Below are 15,902 nucleotides of genomic sequence, written 5' to 3'. Positions count from 1 at the left end.
GGGGAGGTGTAGTAGGTGCGGACGGCCACGCCCATCGGGCGGTCCTCGCGCTTGTGCAGGCCCATCGCGAGCGAGAGCCGGGAGGAGTTGCCGTCGGCGGCCATCACGACGGGGGCGCGCATCTGCGTCGGCTCGCCCTCGGGGCCGGTGGCGGTGACGCCGACGATGCGGCCGGTGCGCTCGTCGAGGACGGGGCCGGTGACGGTGGTGCGCTCGAGCAGGCGCGCCCCGGCCTTCTGCGCGGTGCGCGCGAGCAGCTCGTCGAAGTCCTCCCGGCGCCGGACGAGGCCGTAGGGCGGGAAGCTGGCCAGCTCGGGCCAGGGCAGCTCCAGGCGCACGCCGCCGCCGAGGATGCGCAGCCCCTTGTTGTGCAGCCAGCCCGCCTCGGGGCTGGTGTCGACGCCCATCCGGACCAGCTGGGCCACGGCGCGCGGGGTCAGCCCGTCGCCGCAGACCTTCTCGCGGGGGAAGGCGGTCTTCTCCACGAGGAGCACGTCGACGCCGGCCTGCGCCAGGTGGTAGGCGGCCGTCGACCCCGCCGGGCCGGCGCCCACGACGATGACGTCAGCGGTCGTCGCGCCCGTCGTGGCACCTGCGACCGTGCCGGCGCCGCCCCCGTCGGGGCCGCCTGCACTGCCGGCCGTGCTGCTCACGAGAACCTCCGGTCATGTGCGCTTGTGAACTGCTTCACATGCGCCGTGCCGGAACTCTAGCCCGCGAGCCCCCGTTGCGCGGGGCGGGGTGAGATACATCCGCCCCGCGCGTCGGGGTCAGCCCTTGAACACGTCCTTGATCTTCTCGCCGGCCTGCTTGAGGTCGGCCTTGGCCTGGTCACCCTGGCCCTCGGCCTGCAGGTCCCGGTCGTCGGTGGCGTCGCCGTACTTCTCCTTGGCCTGGCCGCCGAGCTTCTCCGTCGCGTTCGAGATCTTGTCGTCGAGTCCCATGAATGCGACCTACCCGTCCGGACCCGATCACTACCCCAGCGGCTTGCGGCCGCGGTGCAGCGCGACGATCCCGCCGGTGAGGTCTCGCCACTCCACGTCCTGCCAGCCGGCGCCCGCCACGCGGCGGGCGAGGTCCTCCTGGCCCGGCCACGCCGAGATCGACTCGGCGAGATAGGCGTAGGCCGGCCCGTTGGTGCCCACCCGGCGCGCCACCCGCGGCAGCGCCCGCATGAGGTAGCCGGAGTAGACCGTCCGGAACGGCCGGAAGGTCGGGGTGCTGAACTCGCAGACAACGAGCCGCCCGCCCGGCCGGGTCACGCGGAGCAGCTCGCGCAGCGCCAGGTCGGTGTCGGAGACGTTGCGCAGCCCGAAGGAGATCGTGACGGCGTCGAAGGCGCCGTCGGCGAACGGCAGGTGCAGGGCGTCCGCGGCGGCGAAGGCCAGGCCGGGCGTGGACGACCGCTTCGCGTGCCCCGCCCGCAGCATGCCGAGCGAGAAGTCGGCGGCGACGACCTGCGCGCCCGCCGCCGCGAACGGCAGCGAGGAGGTGCCGGTCCCGGCGGCCAGGTCGAGCACCCGGTCGCGGGGGCGCGGGTCGACGGCCCGCAGCACCGCGCGCCGCCAGAGCCGGTCCTGCCCGAGGGACAGCACGCCGTTGGCGAGGTCGTAGCGGGGGGCCACGTCGTCGAACATCGCCGAGACGTCGTGCGGGTCCTTGTCGAGGTCGGCGCGGCTCACCCGGGCAGCCTGCCATGCCCGCGCCCGGCGTCGTGCGGGTCGTCCCGGCCCACGTGGGGGGGCGGCGCGTCCTGCGTGTCGTCCGGGCCCGATCCGCGGGAAGGGCGTGGCGCGGCTGCCGTCGCCGCGGTCAGCCGAGCACCGCGTCGACCGCGGCGTGCAGCCGGTCGTGGACCGCGGGCGTCGCCTGCCGGTCGACGCGCACCTCGACGACGCGGATGCCGAGGCCCGGCTCGAGCGCGGCCTCGAGCTCGTCCGCCGACCGGGCGAGGACGTACGGCGTCCGCGTCGCCGCGCAGAGCGTGCGCAGGTCGACGCCGTGCGGGGTGCCGAACACGCGCTCGAACGGCGCCGACAGCTCGGGGGCCCCCTGCTCGAGCAGGCCGAAGATGCCGCCGCCGTCGTCGTTCACCACGACGATCGTCAGCCCGGGCTGCGGCTCCCCCTCCCCCATCACGAGGGCCGTCGTGTCGTGGAGGAACGTCAGGTCCCCCATGAGCGCGTAGGCGGGGCCGCCGCCGGCGCGCTGGTGGGCGAGAGCAGCGCCGATCGCGGTCGAGACCGTGCCGTCGATCCCGGACACGCCCCGGTTGGCCAGCACGCGGGCCGGCTGCAGCAGCCACGACCCGACGCTGTCGAGGTCACGCACCGGGTTGCTGGAGCCGACGACGAGCAGCCCGTCGCCCGGGACGTTGCACGCCACCGCCTGCGCCGTGTGGAAGCCGGTCGGCCAGGCCTCCTCGCGGAGCACGGCCCCGACGGCGGAGGCCACGGCCTCCCCGCCCATGCGCCAGGCTTCGGCGAACTCCTCTTCACCCTTGACCGGGTCCTCGACGACGAGCGCCCAGTCGGGATGGCTCGGGAAGGGTGCTCCGGTGAGCAGTGCCGCGGGCAGCACCGACTCCGCCGTGGTGGCCGGGTCCGGCCAGCGCGGTGAGCCGGCGACGATGTCGACGGCCACGCCGGGTGTGCGCAGCAGCTCGGTCACCGCGCGGGAGAGCGTGGGCCGCCCGACGACCAGGACGCGCTCGGGACGGTTGGCCCGGACGAAGCCGTCGGCGGCGAGCAGAAGGGAGGGCAGCGCGGCGCTGCCGAGCCCGGCGGAGGGCTCGGCGACGATCGGCCAGCCGCGCTCGCCCGCGAGGCGCAGCGCCCCCTGCGCGAGCGCGGGGGTGCAGTCCCCGACGAGCACGAGGGTGCGGGGCGCGCCGATGTAGGGCGGCACGGCCCCCGCGGGGCGCCCGACGAGGGCCCACGGCGCACCGTCCGGGCGGCCGTCGAGGGGCTCGACCCACTCGGTGGCGCCCGAGGGCACGAGCGGCTCGCGGAAGGCGACGTCGAGGTGGACCGGGCCGGGGTCCTCGTCGAGGCGGCCGCACGCGGTGGCGAGCGCACGGGCCACGAGGGCGCGCCACCAGCGCACCTGGCCGACCCGCGAGTCCGGCGCGGGCACGACGTAGGATTCACGAACTGCAGATCCGTAGACCGAGCGTTGGTCCACGAGCGTCTGGTTGGCGCCGACACCGCGCATCTCGACGGGGCGGTCGGCGGTCAGGGCGAGGACCGGGACCCCGGAGTAGGACGCCTCGAGCACCGCGGGGTGCAGGTTGGCAGTGGCGGTGCCGGAGGTCGTGACGACGGGCACCGGCAGGCCGGACGCCTTGGCCAGGCCGAGCGCGAGGAACCCGCCGGTGCGCTCGTCGATGCGTACGTGCAGGCGGAGCTGGCCGCGAGCCTCGGCGGCGTGGAGGGCGTAGGCGAGCGGGGCGGAGCGGGACCCGGGAGACAGGACCGCCTCTTGGACCCCGCCTCGGACGAGCTCGTCGACGAGGACGGCCGCCAGCGCCTCGGCGGGCGTCATGACCGGCACGGTGGGACGCTCCTTCTTCCACGGCGGCTCGGTAGGCGAGAGTACGTCACGGGCGATCTAGGCCGTCACCGCCGATCTCGGCCCCCTCACGCGTCAGCCTCCACCCTGGCGAGCCGTTCCGCCCACCGGAGCCTTCCCTCCTCGTCGAGGCTCGATGCCGTGAGCAGGTCACGGTCCGGCGACACCCGCCGCACGGCGATCTGCCCGTCGACCGCCAGCAGCGGCTCGCTGGCGAGGTCCCCCGCCAGCAGCCGCGCGGTCCCCAGCCCGCACGCGTAGGGCAGCTCGGGCAGCGCGGCGGCGAGCGCCACGCCCGCCGCGAGGCCTACCGAGGTCTCGAGGGCCGAGGACACGACGACCGGCACCCCCACCTGCTCGGCGACGATGAGGCAGGAGGCCACGCCCCCCATCGGGGCCACCTTGAGCACGACGATGTCGGCGGCCTCGGCCCGGACGACGCGCAGCGGGTCGTCGCTCATCCGCACCGACTCGTCGGCCGCGATCGGCACGTGCACCCGGCGCCGGACCGAGGCGAGCTCGTCGATGGTCGGGCACGGCTGCTCGACGTACTCCAGCCCGCCGGCCGCGATGTCGAGCGCTCGGATGCGCTGCACCGCCTCCTCCGCGTTCCAGGCCCCGTTGGCGTCCACCCGGACCTTGCCCGCCGGGCCGAGCGCGTCGCGGACGGCCGCGACGCGCTCGACGTCCGCGTCGAGCCCCTGGCCCGGCTCGGCCACCTTCACCTTCACGGTTGTGCATCCGGCCGCCCCGACCAGCTGCTGCGCCCGCTCGGGGCCGACCGCGGGGACGGTCGCGTTCACCGGGACGCTGTCGCGCACCGGCGGCGGCCAACCGCTGAACGCGGCTTCGCGCGCGGCGTACAGCCACGGCACGGCCCGCCAGGTGTCGTAGTCCCAGAACGGCGAGAACTCACCCCAGCCGGCCGGGCCCTCGATGAGCACGCCCTCGCGGACGTCGACCCCGCGGAAGCGGACCGCCATGGGGAGCCGGAACGCGGCGGCGAAGGGCGCGCCCGCGGGGGCGTCGGGGCCGGGAAGGCTCATGTCCCTATCGTGGCCTGCCGTGGAGAACCCGTTGTTCGACCCCTCGGCCTGGCGCCCCGTCGAGGGCTTCGACGGCCTGACGGACGTCACCTACCACCGGGCCGTCGAGGACGGGCGCGACGTCGGCACCGTCCGCGTCGCCTTCGACCGGCCGGAGGTGCGCAACGCGTTCCGCCCCCGGACCGTCGACGAGCTGCTCGCGACCCTCGACCACGCGCGGACCACGCCCGACGTCGGCTGCGTGCTGATCACGGGCAACGGTCCTTCCCCCAAGGACGGCGGCTGGGCGTTCTCCTCCGGCGGCGACCAGCGCATGCGCGGCCGCAGCGGCTACGTCTCCTCCTCCGCGGAGGAGCACGCAACGCCGGAGGAGCGGGCGCGCGCCGGACGGCTGCACATCCTCGACGTCCAGCGGCTCATCCGGTTCATGCCCAAGGTCGTCATCGCCGTGGTGCCCGGGTGGGCGGCCGGTGGCGGCCACAGCCTGCACGTCGTCTGCGACCTGACCCTCGCCTCGCGCGAGCACGCGCGGTTCAAGCAGACCGACGCCGACGTCGCGAGCTTCGACGGCGGGTACGGGTCGGCGTACCTCGCGCGGCAGGTCGGCCAGAAGCGGGCCCGGGAGGTGTTCTTCCTCGGCCGCGAGTACTCCGCGCAGGAGGCGTACGAGATGGGGATGGTGAACGCCGTCGTCCCGCACGCCGAGCTCGAGCAGGTGGCGCTGCAGTGGGCGCGCGAGGTCAACGCGAAGTCCCCGACAGCACAGCGGATGCTGAAGTACGCGTTCAACCTGCCCGACGACGGGCTCGTCGGGCAGCAGCTGTTCGCCGGCGAGGCGACGCGGCTGGCCTACGGGACTGACGAGGCCGTCGAGGGGCGCGACTCGTTCCTGGAGAAGCGGTCGCCGGACTGGTCGTCGTTCCCCTGGCACTACTGACCGGGCCTCAGCCGAGACCCCAGCCGTCCCCCGTCGAGCCGCGTCAGCGCGACGCCGGCCAAGGCTAAGCCGGGGTCAACGCAACCCCAGCCGTCCTCGCTACGCCGGCGTCAGCGCGGCGCCCGGCGCCTCCTGCTGCTCGCGCAGCTCGCGACGGCGCAGCCCCTCGGCGAAGAAGGTGGTGTCGAACCACGTCGGGAAGGCCGCCACGAGCCGGCTCGGCCCGAGCAGCCGGGCGGCCCCCGCCTCGACGAGCTGGCCGAACGGCACGAGCCCGACCAGCCAGCGCTGCATGTCCGCGGTGGTCGCCTCGACCGCCAGCTGGCACTCGAGGCCGGGGTCGTCCCGGCAGACCGACACCTCCCGGCGGTCGATGTCGAGCCAGCCCTGCGCGGCCCCCGGCCCCGAGAGCTGGACGTGGACGACCGTGCGCTGCTCGGGCAGCCTGGCCGGGACCGCGTGCTGGTGCATCCGCCACAGCAGCGACAGGCCGTCGCACTCGTCGTCGGCGGGGTCGCCGAACACCCACTCGGCGGCCCAGTGGCCGAGCGCCCAGACGATCGGCGTCAGCCCCTCCCCGGCCGGCGTGAGCTCGTAGCGCGCCGGCCGGCCGCGCTCGGTCGCGCCCCGGCGTACGAGCCCCTGGCGCTCGAGCTGGCGCAGTCGTTGGGCGAGCAGCGTGCGGCTCATCCGCGGCAGCCCGCGATGGATCTCGTTGAAGCCGGTCGCGCCCACCATCAGCTCACGGATGACGAGCGGGGTCCAGCGGTCGCCCAGCACGTCCACGCCGACCGTGATCGGGCAGTAGTCCCCTCGCGGGGGCGTCTCCCGAGCCGGCTTCTCCCGAGTGGGCTTCTCCGGAGTGGGCATGGCCCATGGTTGCGCCGTGCAGCGCCGAGCGGAAGGGGTCGGCGGCCCCGGATGCCGCGCAGACCGTCCCGGCTCCGGCGGTCGTAGCGGTCATGATCTGACCGGAGCGCTCCCTACGGTCGCCCCATGCCTTCCGCCCCGCGAGGAGCGTCCCCAGAACGCTCGGCCGCTTCTGCCTCCAACTCGGACAGCCGCTCCCGCCGCACCTTCTGCTTGACCCACCAGAGGTCGTCGTGCGGGCCGTCGATCCCTTCGATCGGCTTGCCCGCGCCCGGCAGGCCGTCGAACTCGCCGCGCTCCATCGCCTCGCGGATCCGGCGCTCCGCGAGCGACTCCACGACCGGAAGCGCGCTCCGGCCGGCCGCGCCCGGCGCGGCGGTCGGGGCACGAGCGGCGGGCTGGGCACGAGCGGCGGGCCGGGCATCGGGCTCGCCACCGGGTCGGGCACCGGGCCGGCCACCGGCGCGGCGTTGGCTGTCGCTCATCGTCGCGAGTGTTCCCGCGGACGACGGTGGGCAGAACCTGCCCGGGCCGCGCGCCGCGCTGCCGCGTCCGAAGCCCCCGTCCCGGGGCAGCGCACTCCGTCCGAAGATGCACCGCGCCAAAGCTTGTACTCGGTCCAAGATCCCTGCTAAGGTCTTCCCCATGAGCCCGACGCCTCCTGCCGACTCCACGGCAGGGGTGTGCGCGATGGGCAAGGCCATGGGGCTCCGCGAGCGCAAGAAGCTCGAGGCATGGCGGTCCATCCGGGAGTGCGCGCTCCGCCTGATCAGCGAGCGCGGCTTCGACGCGGTCAGCGTGGAGGAGATCGCCGAGGAGGCGAACGTCTCCCGCACGACCTTCTTCAACTACTTTTCCTGCAAGGAAGCGGTCGTCTTCGACCCGGACCCGCTCGAGACGCAGTTCTGGCAGGACCTGCTCGCCTCTCGTCCGGACGACGAGCCGCTCTGGGACGCCCTGACCGGCATCCTGCTCGGCTACGTCACCCAGTTCGGAGACCGGCTGGCGATCCACAAGCGGCTCAAGACCGAGTCACCTGCGGTGGCGGCGTCGGCGCGTGGCGCCGGCGACCACTTCCAGGCCGAGCTGCGGGCCTGGGTGACGGCGCGCACCCCTGCGGGGAGCGAGCTCGACGCCCAGCTCATGCTCAACACCGCGACGGCAGCGATCGGGACAGCGCTGACGTTGTGGAAGCCCACCGAGCCCTTCGAGGACTTCCTCGACCTCGCCCGCACGTGTCTGCACAAGGCGGGCTCCGGGCTCGCCGCCCTGCCTGTCTGACCCTTCCGCCCTTCGGGCACGTCACATTCCGCACGGCTGTGCCGTCCGGTCTGTGACGCCTGCCCCGACGACAGCTCCCTTCCTTCTCCTGCGCGCCATCCGGCGCAGAGAGGACGGCCCCTCATGACCGTTCGCCGTGCTTCCGCGACCACCCTGCCCACCACCTCCGTCGCCGGCCCGGGCCGCGGCCTCGTGCTGCGCCTCGGGACCCGGCGCCCGCCGCAGCCGGCCGGCCCGGCCCGCCCCTCGTCCCGCCCGGACCGCGCGGCGGCGACGCGGAGCGGCTGCGCGCCACGCAGCTGAGCCACGGCGTACCCCACCGACGAAAAACACCTCGCGACGGCACGGGCCGGGCCAGGACACTGGAGAGCCCGCCCCCACCCGGACGGACAGCCGGCGCACGCACGACAACGCGCACGCCGCGCACCTTCACCTGACACACGAAACGCACTGCGCACATCACAGATCTGGTGTTGCGCAGCGACAGGAGACACACATGACTACGACTTCTGACATGGCCGCGGTCCCAGGCCAGCACAGCGAAGCCGAGGCGCCGCCCGATCCCAAGCGGTGGCTGGCCCTCGCGGTCGTCGCCATCGCCCAGCTCATGGTGGTCCTCGACGCGTCGATCGTGAACATCGCGCTCCCCTCGGCGCGTGACGACCTCGGCATCAGCGACGCCAACGTCCAGTGGGTCATCACGGCCTACACGCTGGCCTTCGGCGGCCTGCTCCTGCTGGGTGGCCGCATCGCCGACTTCACCGGCCGCAAGCGCGCCTTCGTCATCGGCCTGCTCGGCTTCGCCGGCGCGTCGGCGCTCGGCGGCTTCGCTCCGAACCAGGAACTCCTCTTCGCAGCTCGCGCGCTGCAGGGTGCGTTCGGCGCACTGCTCGCCCCGGCGGCGCTGTCGATCATCACCGTGACGTTCACCGAGCCCAAGGAGCGCGCCCGCGCGTTCGGCGTGTTCGGTGCGATCGCCGGTGGTGGCGCGGCGATCGGCCTGATCCTCGGCGGCGTGCTCACCGAGTACGCCTCCTGGCGCTGGTGCCTCGGGGTGAACGTCCCGATCGCGATCGCGACCGCGCTGGCCGCCATCCCGCTCGTGCGCGAGAGCCGGGCTCCCGGTGACCGCCGCTACGACATCCCCGGCACCGTGCTCGCGACCGCCGGCCTCGTGGCCCTCGTCTACGGCTTCACCCGCGCCGCGGAGCCGGGCGTCGGCTGGTCCGCGCCCTCCACGATCGCTCTCCTGGTCGCGTCGGTCGCCCTGCTCGCCGGGTTCGTCGCGTACGAGGCGCGGACGTCGCACCCGCTGCTGCCGCTGCGCATCGTGCTCGACCGCAACCGCGGCGGGTCGTACGTGATCTTCCTGCTCGTCGGCGCCGCGATGTTCGCGATGTTCCTGTTCCTGACGTTCTACCTGCAGCAGACGCTGGGCTACAGCCCGCTGAAGTCCGGCTTCGCCTTCCTGCCGTTCAGCCTCGGCATCATCGTCACGGCCGGCGTCGCCGCCCAGCTGCTGCCCAAGGTCGGCCCGCGCCCGCTGATGCTGACCGGTCTGGTCATGGGCACCATCGGCATGCTGTGGCTGACGCAGATCACGCCCGACACGTCGTACTGGACGCACGTCCTGCCCTCCGAGCTCGTCATGAGCGTCGGCATGGCGCTGGTCTTCATCCCGACCTCCAGCACCGCGCTGGTCGGCGTGGGCGGCCACGACGCGGGCATCGCGTCGGCGGTGCTCAACACGTCCCAGCAGATCGGCGGCGCGCTCGGCACGGCCCTGCTCAACACGCTCTACGCGTCGGCCGTGACGGCCTACATCACCGACAACGCCGCCTCGCCGGCGGACATCGCGCGGGTGCAGCCCGACGCGCTGGTCCACGGCTACCACGTGGCCTTCGTCTGGGGCGCGGTCCTGCTGGTCGCCGGCCTGATCACGGCCGCCGTGGCCATCCGGGCCGCCCGCCACGACATGCCGGCCGAGGCTGCCGTCGCGGTCTGACCGTCCGCACGTACCGCTGCCGCCCGGCCCGCCGGTCGGGCGGCAGCGGAGCACCACCTCCGGGAGCCCTCGTGAGCATCGCCAGCCCCGCGCGGCCGGTAGGACGCGTTCCGCCACGGCAACAGCCGGCGGCCCCGTCGACCACCGACAACGCGTCCCTCGTGCCCGCCGGCAGCGCGTCCCGCGAGCCAACCGGCCGGTCGTCGCACCCGCAGTGGGCCTCGCTCCTGCCCGCGCTGGCGGGGCAGGCCGTGCTGCTGGGGGCGCTGCTGGCGCTCTACCTCTGGGCCCGCCTGCAGGCGGCGGGCGAGGCCTCGACGGCGGTCGCGAACGCGCACTCGCTCTACGCCTGGGAGCGCGCGATGGGGCTCCCCGACGAGCTCGCACTGCAGCAGTGGCTCCTCGCGCGGCCCGGGCTCGCCCGCGCCGCCAACACCTACTACGCCAGCGTGCACTTCCCGCTGACGGGCCTCGTCCTGGCCTGGCTCTTCGTGCGCCACCGGGTGCACTTCGCCTGGACGCGCACCGTCCTCGTCGCGGTGACGGCGAGCGCGCTGATCCTGACCTTCACCGTCCCGCTCGCCCCACCGCGCCTGATGCCCGAACTCGGCTTCACCGATGTGGCGGCGGCGCTCGGGCCGTCGGTCTATGCGCACTCGACGTCCGGCGCCACGAACCAGCTCGCCGCGATGCCCTCCCTGCACGTCGGGTGGGCCGTCCTCGTCGCCGTCGCGCTCATCCGCGCGGGGCGCAGCCGGTGGCGCTGGCTCTGGATGCTGCACCCGGCCGTCACCGTGCTCGTCGTCGTGGCGACGGCGAACCACTACTGGACCGACGGGCTCGTCGCCGTCGCGATGCTCGGCGGCGCCGCGGCGCTCATGCCGCTCGTGCCGCTCGTCGGTCGAGCCGCCGCCGGCACGCTCCGCGCAGCACGCGCCTGAGCGCGCGGCGCGCACGACGAGCCCCGTGCCCGGCCTGCGCCTCAGCGGACGGGCCCGCACACCCCGCCCAGCACTCGCGGAGCCGAGCGTCGCGGCAGGCCCGAGCACCGCGTACCGCGCCTTAACATCCCGGCAAATCCGTGGATGTCTGCCGGGAACAATGCACTGCTGAGGTGTGCCGCGTCCTTCCCACCCGGTCGCGTGACCCGTCCCCCCGAAAGGGCAGACGTGCAGCACACTTCGTTCCTCCGCCGCAAGGCCGTGCCCGGCCTCGCGGCACTCGCGCTCGCCGCGTCGCTCGCCGCGCCGGCGAGCGCAACCGCCGCCCCCGCCCCGGCCCCCACCCCGCTCGCCCCCGCCGTCGTCGCCCGTGACGTCGTGACGATGGGGGTCTCCGAGCTGCAGGCCCTGCTGCAGCAGGGGCGCGTCACCTCGGTCCAGCTCGTGCAGGCCTACACCAACCGCATCAAGGCCTACGAGGACGCGTACGCCGGCCAGCCCGGCGTCAACGCCGTCATCACGACCAGCCGGACCGCCCTCGCCGAGGCACGCAAGCTCGACGCCGAGCGCAAGGCCGGCAAGGTGCGCGGCGCCCTGCACGGCATTCCCGTCCTGGTCAAGGACAACTACGACACCGGTGACATGCCGACGACCAGCGGCTCGGTGGCGCTGAAGGACTTCCGCCCCGCGGACGACGCGACCCAGGTGGCGAAGCTGCGGGCGGCGGGCGCGATCGTCGTGGCGAAGACCAACCTGCACGAGTACGCCGCCGGCATCACGTCGATCAGCTCGCTCGGCGGCCAGACCCGCAACCCCTTCGACCAGACCCGGAACCCGGGCGGGTCGAGTGGCGGCACCGGCGCCGGCATCGCCGCCAGCTTCGCCGCGATCGGCCTGGGCTCGGACAGCTGCGGCTCGATCCGCATCCCCGCCGCGCAGAACAGCCTCGTCGGCCTGCGGCCCACCCTCGGGCTGTCGAGCCGGGACGGCATCGCGCCGATGTCCGCGACGCAGGACGTGGGCGGGCCGATCGGCAAGTCCGTCCGCGACGTCGCGCTGGTCATGGACGCGACCGCGGGCTACGACCCGAAGGACCCGGTGACCGCCGCGTCGCTCGGCCAGGTCCCGAAGAGCTACACCTCGTCGCTGCAGGGCAGGGCGCTCAAGGGCAAGCGCGTCGGCCTGCTGACCGACCTGCTCGGCACGACGCCCGACGAGCTGCCGACCACGACGCTCGTCCGGCAGGCGACGACGGACATGTCCCGCGCCGGCGCCTACGTCGTCGAGGTCCCCAACCAGCCGGAGCTGGTGAAGGCGATCTCGGCTTCAGGTGTCATCGCTGACGAGATGGAGCGCGACCTCAACCGCTACCTCGCCCAGCCGGGTGCGAAGTTCGACAAGGCGCTCGCCGCCCGGGTCGCACCCGCCAACAAGCTCACCATCGCCGACATCGTCGACTCCGGCGAGGTCACGCCGAGCGTCCTGACCTTCCTGCGCTCGCTCGTCGGCACCTCCGGGCCGGACGACGTCTACACCGGCCGCCTGCTCGCGCGCCAGCAGCTGCAGCAGCTCACGCGCGAGCTGATGGAGGCGTACGACCTCGACGCCCTGGTCTATCCGACGATCAAGCAGGTCGCGCGCACGATCGGCGAGGCGCAGCCGGGCAGCAACTGCGGGCTGTCCGCCCAGACCGGCTTCCCGGCGCTAACCGTGCCGGCCGGCCTCACGCCCGCGGGCATGCCGGTCGGCGTCGAGCTGCTCGGGCTGCCGTTCAGCGAGCCGAGCCTGCTCGGGATGGGCTACAGCTACGAGCAGCTCACGCACCACCACGCGGTCCCGGCGAGCACGCCCGCGCTCAGGCGCTGAGCACGCACAGCCCCTCCGGGCCCCGGCTCCCGACTCAGGGGGCCGGGGCCCGCGGCGTCAGCTGGGACATGCCGAGCGCGACCGCGCCCATGACCTCGGACCGGGCGCCCAGCGCCGCCTGCCGCACGTCGATCCCGCCCGCGATCGCGGGCTGCGCGTGCGCGTCGAGCCCGGCGCGCACGCCGTCGATGATCGGCTGGCCCAGCTCGCCCAGCGTCCCGCCGAGGATGACGCCCTCGGGGTCGATGCAGTTGGCGAGGTCCCCGAGCGCGGCGCCGACCGAGCGGCCGGTGTCGTAGACGATGCGACGAGCGCCGGCGTCCCCGTCCGCGAGCAGGTCGAGCAGGTCTGCGAGGCCGAGCGGCTCGGCGTGCGCCGGTTGCAGCAGCTCCAGGACGCGCCGCAGGCTGACGGTCGCGGCGAGGCACCCGCGGTTGCCGCAGGCGCAGACCGGGCCGTTCTCCTGCACGATCACGTGTCCGAGCTCGCCGGCCATCCCGCGCGCGCCGGTGTAGAGCCGCCCGTCCAGCACGATCCCGGCGCCCATGCCGAACCCGAGCTTGACGTAGACGAAGTGCTCGAGGCCGGCCGCGGCGCCGAAGGCCAGCTCGCCCAATGCTCCGAGGTTCGCGTCGTTGTGCACCGCCACGGCCCGCCCGAGCCGGCCGGCCAGCTCGTCGGCGAGCACGACCCCGTTCCACCGCGGCATCAGCGAGCGCGAGCCGATCGTGCCGTCGGAGGCCACCAGCGGCCCGGGGACGGACGACACGACGGCCCGCAGCGCCTCCAGCTCGGTCCGGGCCTCGAGCAGCGCGCTCCGCAGGAGCTCCTCGACGCCCTCGAGCGCTCCGGCCGGCGAGGAGTCCACGTCCAGCTCGGCCGCCCGCTCGGCGACGACGGAGCCCGCCAGGTCGGCCACGGCGACGCGGACGTGCCGGTGGCCGAGGTCGATGCCCGCGACCATGCCCGCGGACCGGGTAAGGGAGAGCAGCGTCCCGGGCCGGCCGCGCCCCTGCTTGGAGCCGCGGTCCGGCTCGGACTCCTGCACCAGGCCCGAGGACGTGAGCTCGGCGACGATGCTCGCGACCGTCGTCCGGGACAGGCTGGTCGCCCGGGCGAGATCGCTCCGGCTGGCGACCCGGACGGCTCCCAGCGCGCTCAGCACCCGGTCGCGGTTCGCCGCCCGCAGCGCTTCGATGGACCCCCGTGCATCTTTCACGCGTACAGGGTGCCCGACGCGTCAATGACGGCCGGGCGCGCTCAGTACGCTGGAAGGGACATGCCGCAGCCTTCCGTACCGCCGCTGACCGCCCTGCCCGCACCGACCGGCGCAGACGTGCTGCGCACCTTCCTCCCGGCGCTCGCGGCCGCGCTCGACGGCGCCGGGCCGGCCCTGCTGCCGCTCCCCCCGATGCCCGCGGCGACCCGGGCCCGGGTCGAGTCCGCGCTGCGCCCCGACGACCAGTCCGCTCCCCTCGAGCACGACGACGTCGCCGTGGTCGTGACCACCAGCGGCTCCACCGGCGCACCCAAGGGAGCCCTGCTTCGGCGAAGTGCGCTGCAGGCTTCGGGCATCGCGACCGAGCAGCGGCTCGGCGGGCCCGGTCACTGGCTCCTTGCCCTGGGCGTCGGGCACGTCGCCGGCCTGCAGGTCGTCGCCCGCTCGCTGCTGGCGGGCACCGAGCCCGAGGTGCTGGACCTCGACGCAGGGTTCACGCCGGGTGCGTTCGTGGCCGCGACCGGCCGGCTGCACCGGCGGGGCGGGCGGGCGTACACCTCGCTGGTCCCGACGCAGCTGGCCCGCCTGCTGGAGGCGGGGGGCGCCGCGCTCGAGGCACTGGCCGCGTACGACGCCGTCCTCGTGGGCGGGGCGGCGGCCCCGGCAGCGCTGCTCGAGCGCGCCCGCTCGGCCGGCGCCCGGGTCGTGACGACCTACGGGATGTCCGAGACGTGTGGGGGCTGCGTCTACGACGGCGTGCCGCTCGACGGCGTCGGGTTCGAGCTCGAGCCCGACGGGCGCGTGGTGCTCTCCGGCCCGGTCCTCGCCGCCGGCTACCGGCTGCGGCCCGACCTGACCGCCGAGCGGTTCGGCGAGCGCGGGTTCCGCACCGACGACCTCGGCGAGCGGGCCACCGACGGCCGGCTGCGCGTGCTCGGCCGCGTCGACGACGTCGTCATCAGCGGCGGGGAGAAGGTCGCGCTCGCGGCGGTCGAGGTCGCTGCGTCCGGCCACCCCGGCGTCCGCGCCGCCGCCGCTTTTGCCCGGCCCGACCCGGAATGGGGGGAGCGCGTGGCGCTGGCCGTCGTACCCGCCGACCCGGCCGACCCGCCGGCGCTCGCGGACCTGCGCGCCGTCGTGCGCGCCGCCGCCGGACGCGCGGCCGCCCCGCGCGAGCTGGTGCTGCTGCCCGCACTGCCGATGCTCGCCTCCGGCAAGGTCGACCGGCTCGCGCTGCGGACGGCCGGCTCGTGAGGACGACCGCCCAGTGGGTCTCCGGCGCGCGCCCGCGCACGCTGCCGGCCGCCGTCGCACCGGTGCTGGCCGGGACCGGTGCCGCAACCGCCGTCGACGGCGCCGTCGCCTGGCGCGCGGTCGTGGCCGGGGTCGTCGCCCTCGCGCTGCAGGTCGGCGTGAACTACGCCAACGACTACAGCGACGGCGTACGCGGCACCGACGAGAACCGCGTCGGGCCCTTCCGGCTCGTCGGCTCCGGCGCCGCCCGCCCCTCAGCGGTCAAGGCGGCGGCGTTCGCGGCGTTCGGCGTCGGCGCGCTCGCCGGCCTCGCGCTCGTCGTCGCGACCGGCGCGTGGTGGCTGATCGCGGTCGGGGCCGTGTGCATCGCCGCGGCGTGGGGCTACACCGGCACCTCGAGGCCGTACGGCTACCGCGGCCTGGGCGAGGTCGCGGTCTTCGTGTTCTTCGGCCTCGTCGCGGTCATCGGGACGACGTTCGCGCAGGCCGAGCGGGTGCCGGCCGAGGCGGTCGTCGCCGCGGTCCCGGTCGGCGCGCTGGCCTGCGCGCTGCTCGTCGCCAACAACCTGCGCGACATCCCGACCGACGCCGTGTCCGGCAAGCGCACGCTGGCCGTCAAGATCGGCGACCGGCGCAGCCGGCTGCTGTACGCCGCGCTCGTCGCCGTCGCGGGGGTGGCCCCGGTCGTCCTGGCCTTCCTGACCGGGCCGTGGGCGCTGCTCGGGCTGCTCGCCGCCCCGCTCGCCGTCGGGCCGCTGCGCGTCGTGCTCGGTGGGTCGCTCGGCCGCGCGCTCGTCCCCGCGATCGCCGGCACCGGCAAGCTGCAGCTCGCGTACGGCGCGCTGCTGGGGCTGGGGCTGGCGCTCTCCTAGCTCGCGCCGCGCGGGGTCGTCCGCTCGCGCCGGGCGGGGCC

At 74.9% G+C, this 15,902-nt stretch carries 16 protein-coding genes; 8 read left to right on the top strand and 8 right to left on the bottom strand.

Features of this window, described 5'->3' with window-relative positions; all coding sequences use genetic code 11:
- The 5 genes from G9H71_RS14145 to G9H71_RS14125 form a co-directional block, all read right to left on the bottom strand.
- A partial coding sequence (locus G9H71_RS14145) for an FAD-dependent oxidoreductase (protein WP_407939750.1) occupies positions 1–560 on the bottom strand: 560 nt, incomplete at its 3' end.
- A 210-nt stretch (positions 561–770) separates the two neighbouring features.
- Positions 771–944, bottom strand: coding sequence for a CsbD family protein (locus tag G9H71_RS14140; RefSeq protein ID WP_166282908.1), 174 nt, complete (start codon positions 942–944; stop codon positions 771–773).
- Between the two features lie 30 nt (positions 945–974).
- Positions 975–1,682 carry a demethylmenaquinone methyltransferase gene (locus G9H71_RS14135; protein ID WP_166282906.1) on the bottom strand — a complete coding sequence of 236 codons (708 nt, stop codon included), beginning with the start codon at positions 1,680–1,682 and terminating at the stop codon, positions 975–977.
- 130 nt (positions 1,683–1,812) lie between these two features.
- Positions 1,813–3,543 (bottom strand): 2-succinyl-5-enolpyruvyl-6-hydroxy-3-cyclohexene-1-carboxylic-acid synthase, encoded by a 1,731-nt coding sequence (gene menD, locus G9H71_RS14130; RefSeq protein WP_196792089.1) that lies wholly within the window; start codon positions 3,541–3,543, stop codon positions 1,813–1,815.
- A 95-nt stretch (positions 3,544–3,638) separates the two neighbouring features.
- Complete coding sequence (locus tag G9H71_RS14125; RefSeq protein ID WP_166282902.1) at positions 3,639–4,616, bottom strand: o-succinylbenzoate synthase; 978 nt, start codon at positions 4,614–4,616, stop codon at positions 3,639–3,641.
- 19 nt (positions 4,617–4,635) lie between these two features.
- On the opposite strand from G9H71_RS14125, the gene G9H71_RS14120 reads away from it, so the two are divergent.
- Positions 4,636–5,553 carry a 1,4-dihydroxy-2-naphthoyl-CoA synthase gene (locus G9H71_RS14120; RefSeq protein ID WP_331272998.1) on the top strand — a complete coding sequence of 306 codons (918 nt, stop codon included), beginning with the start codon at positions 4,636–4,638 and terminating at the stop codon, positions 5,551–5,553.
- 99 nt (positions 5,554–5,652) lie between these two features.
- On the opposite strand, the gene G9H71_RS14115 is transcribed toward G9H71_RS14120, so the two are convergent.
- Both G9H71_RS14115 and G9H71_RS14110 read right to left on the bottom strand, forming a co-directional pair.
- Positions 5,653–6,423: a winged helix-turn-helix transcriptional regulator gene (locus G9H71_RS14115; protein ID WP_166282898.1), complete on the bottom strand. Its 771-nt coding sequence runs from the start codon at positions 6,421–6,423 to the stop codon at positions 5,653–5,655.
- A 113-nt stretch (positions 6,424–6,536) separates the two neighbouring features.
- Positions 6,537–6,908: a DnaJ family domain-containing protein gene (locus G9H71_RS14110; RefSeq protein ID WP_166282896.1), complete on the bottom strand. Its 372-nt coding sequence runs from the start codon at positions 6,906–6,908 to the stop codon at positions 6,537–6,539.
- Positions 6,909–7,068: 160 nt separating this feature from the next.
- Between G9H71_RS14110 and G9H71_RS14105 the strand changes: the two genes are divergently transcribed.
- From G9H71_RS14105 to G9H71_RS14085, 5 genes are all read left to right on the top strand, one after another.
- Positions 7,069–7,704, top strand: coding sequence for a TetR family transcriptional regulator (locus G9H71_RS14105; protein ID WP_231134809.1), 636 nt, complete (start codon positions 7,069–7,071; stop codon positions 7,702–7,704).
- A 123-nt stretch (positions 7,705–7,827) separates the two neighbouring features.
- Entirely contained in the window at positions 7,828–8,007 is a 180-nt protein-coding gene (locus G9H71_RS14100; protein ID WP_166282894.1) for a hypothetical protein, read from the top strand.
- Positions 8,008–8,200: 193 nt separating this feature from the next.
- Positions 8,201–9,709 carry an MFS transporter gene (locus tag G9H71_RS14095; protein WP_166282892.1) on the top strand — a complete coding sequence of 503 codons (1,509 nt, stop codon included), beginning with the start codon at positions 8,201–8,203 and terminating at the stop codon, positions 9,707–9,709.
- A gap of 71 nt (positions 9,710–9,780) precedes the next feature.
- Positions 9,781–10,650 (top strand): phosphatase PAP2 family protein, encoded by an 870-nt coding sequence (locus G9H71_RS14090; protein ID WP_166282890.1) that lies wholly within the window; start codon positions 9,781–9,783, stop codon positions 10,648–10,650.
- Between the two features lie 228 nt (positions 10,651–10,878).
- The gene (locus G9H71_RS14085) at positions 10,879–12,516 is read left to right on the top strand and encodes an amidase (protein WP_331272997.1); all 1,638 of its coding nucleotides are present in this window, start codon (positions 10,879–10,881) and stop codon (positions 12,514–12,516) included.
- A gap of 34 nt (positions 12,517–12,550) precedes the next feature.
- On the opposite strand, the gene G9H71_RS14080 is transcribed toward G9H71_RS14085, so the two are convergent.
- Positions 12,551–13,735 carry an ROK family transcriptional regulator gene (locus tag G9H71_RS14080; RefSeq protein WP_166282886.1) on the bottom strand — a complete coding sequence of 395 codons (1,185 nt, stop codon included), beginning with the start codon at positions 13,733–13,735 and terminating at the stop codon, positions 12,551–12,553.
- A 60-nt stretch (positions 13,736–13,795) separates the two neighbouring features.
- On the opposite strand from G9H71_RS14080, the gene menE reads away from it, so the two are divergent.
- Together menE and G9H71_RS14070 are read left to right on the top strand one after the other, a co-directional pair.
- Positions 13,796–14,989: an o-succinylbenzoate--CoA ligase gene (menE, locus tag G9H71_RS14075; protein ID WP_166282884.1), complete on the top strand. Its 1,194-nt coding sequence runs from the start codon at positions 13,796–13,798 to the stop codon at positions 14,987–14,989.
- The gene (locus tag G9H71_RS14070; RefSeq protein WP_166282882.1) at positions 14,986–15,861 is read left to right on the top strand and encodes a 1,4-dihydroxy-2-naphthoate polyprenyltransferase; all 876 of its coding nucleotides are present in this window, start codon (positions 14,986–14,988) and stop codon (positions 15,859–15,861) included. Before menE ends, G9H71_RS14070 begins: the two co-directional genes overlap by 4 nt.
- Positions 15,862–15,902 lie beyond the last annotated feature (41 nt).

The organism is Motilibacter deserti, assembly GCF_011250635.1.
Lineage (GTDB): Bacteria > Actinomycetota > Actinomycetes > Motilibacterales > Motilibacteraceae > Motilibacter_A > Motilibacter_A deserti.
The sequence above is the reverse complement of the archived record's forward strand: the minus strand, read 5'-3'. Positions and strand labels throughout refer to the sequence as shown.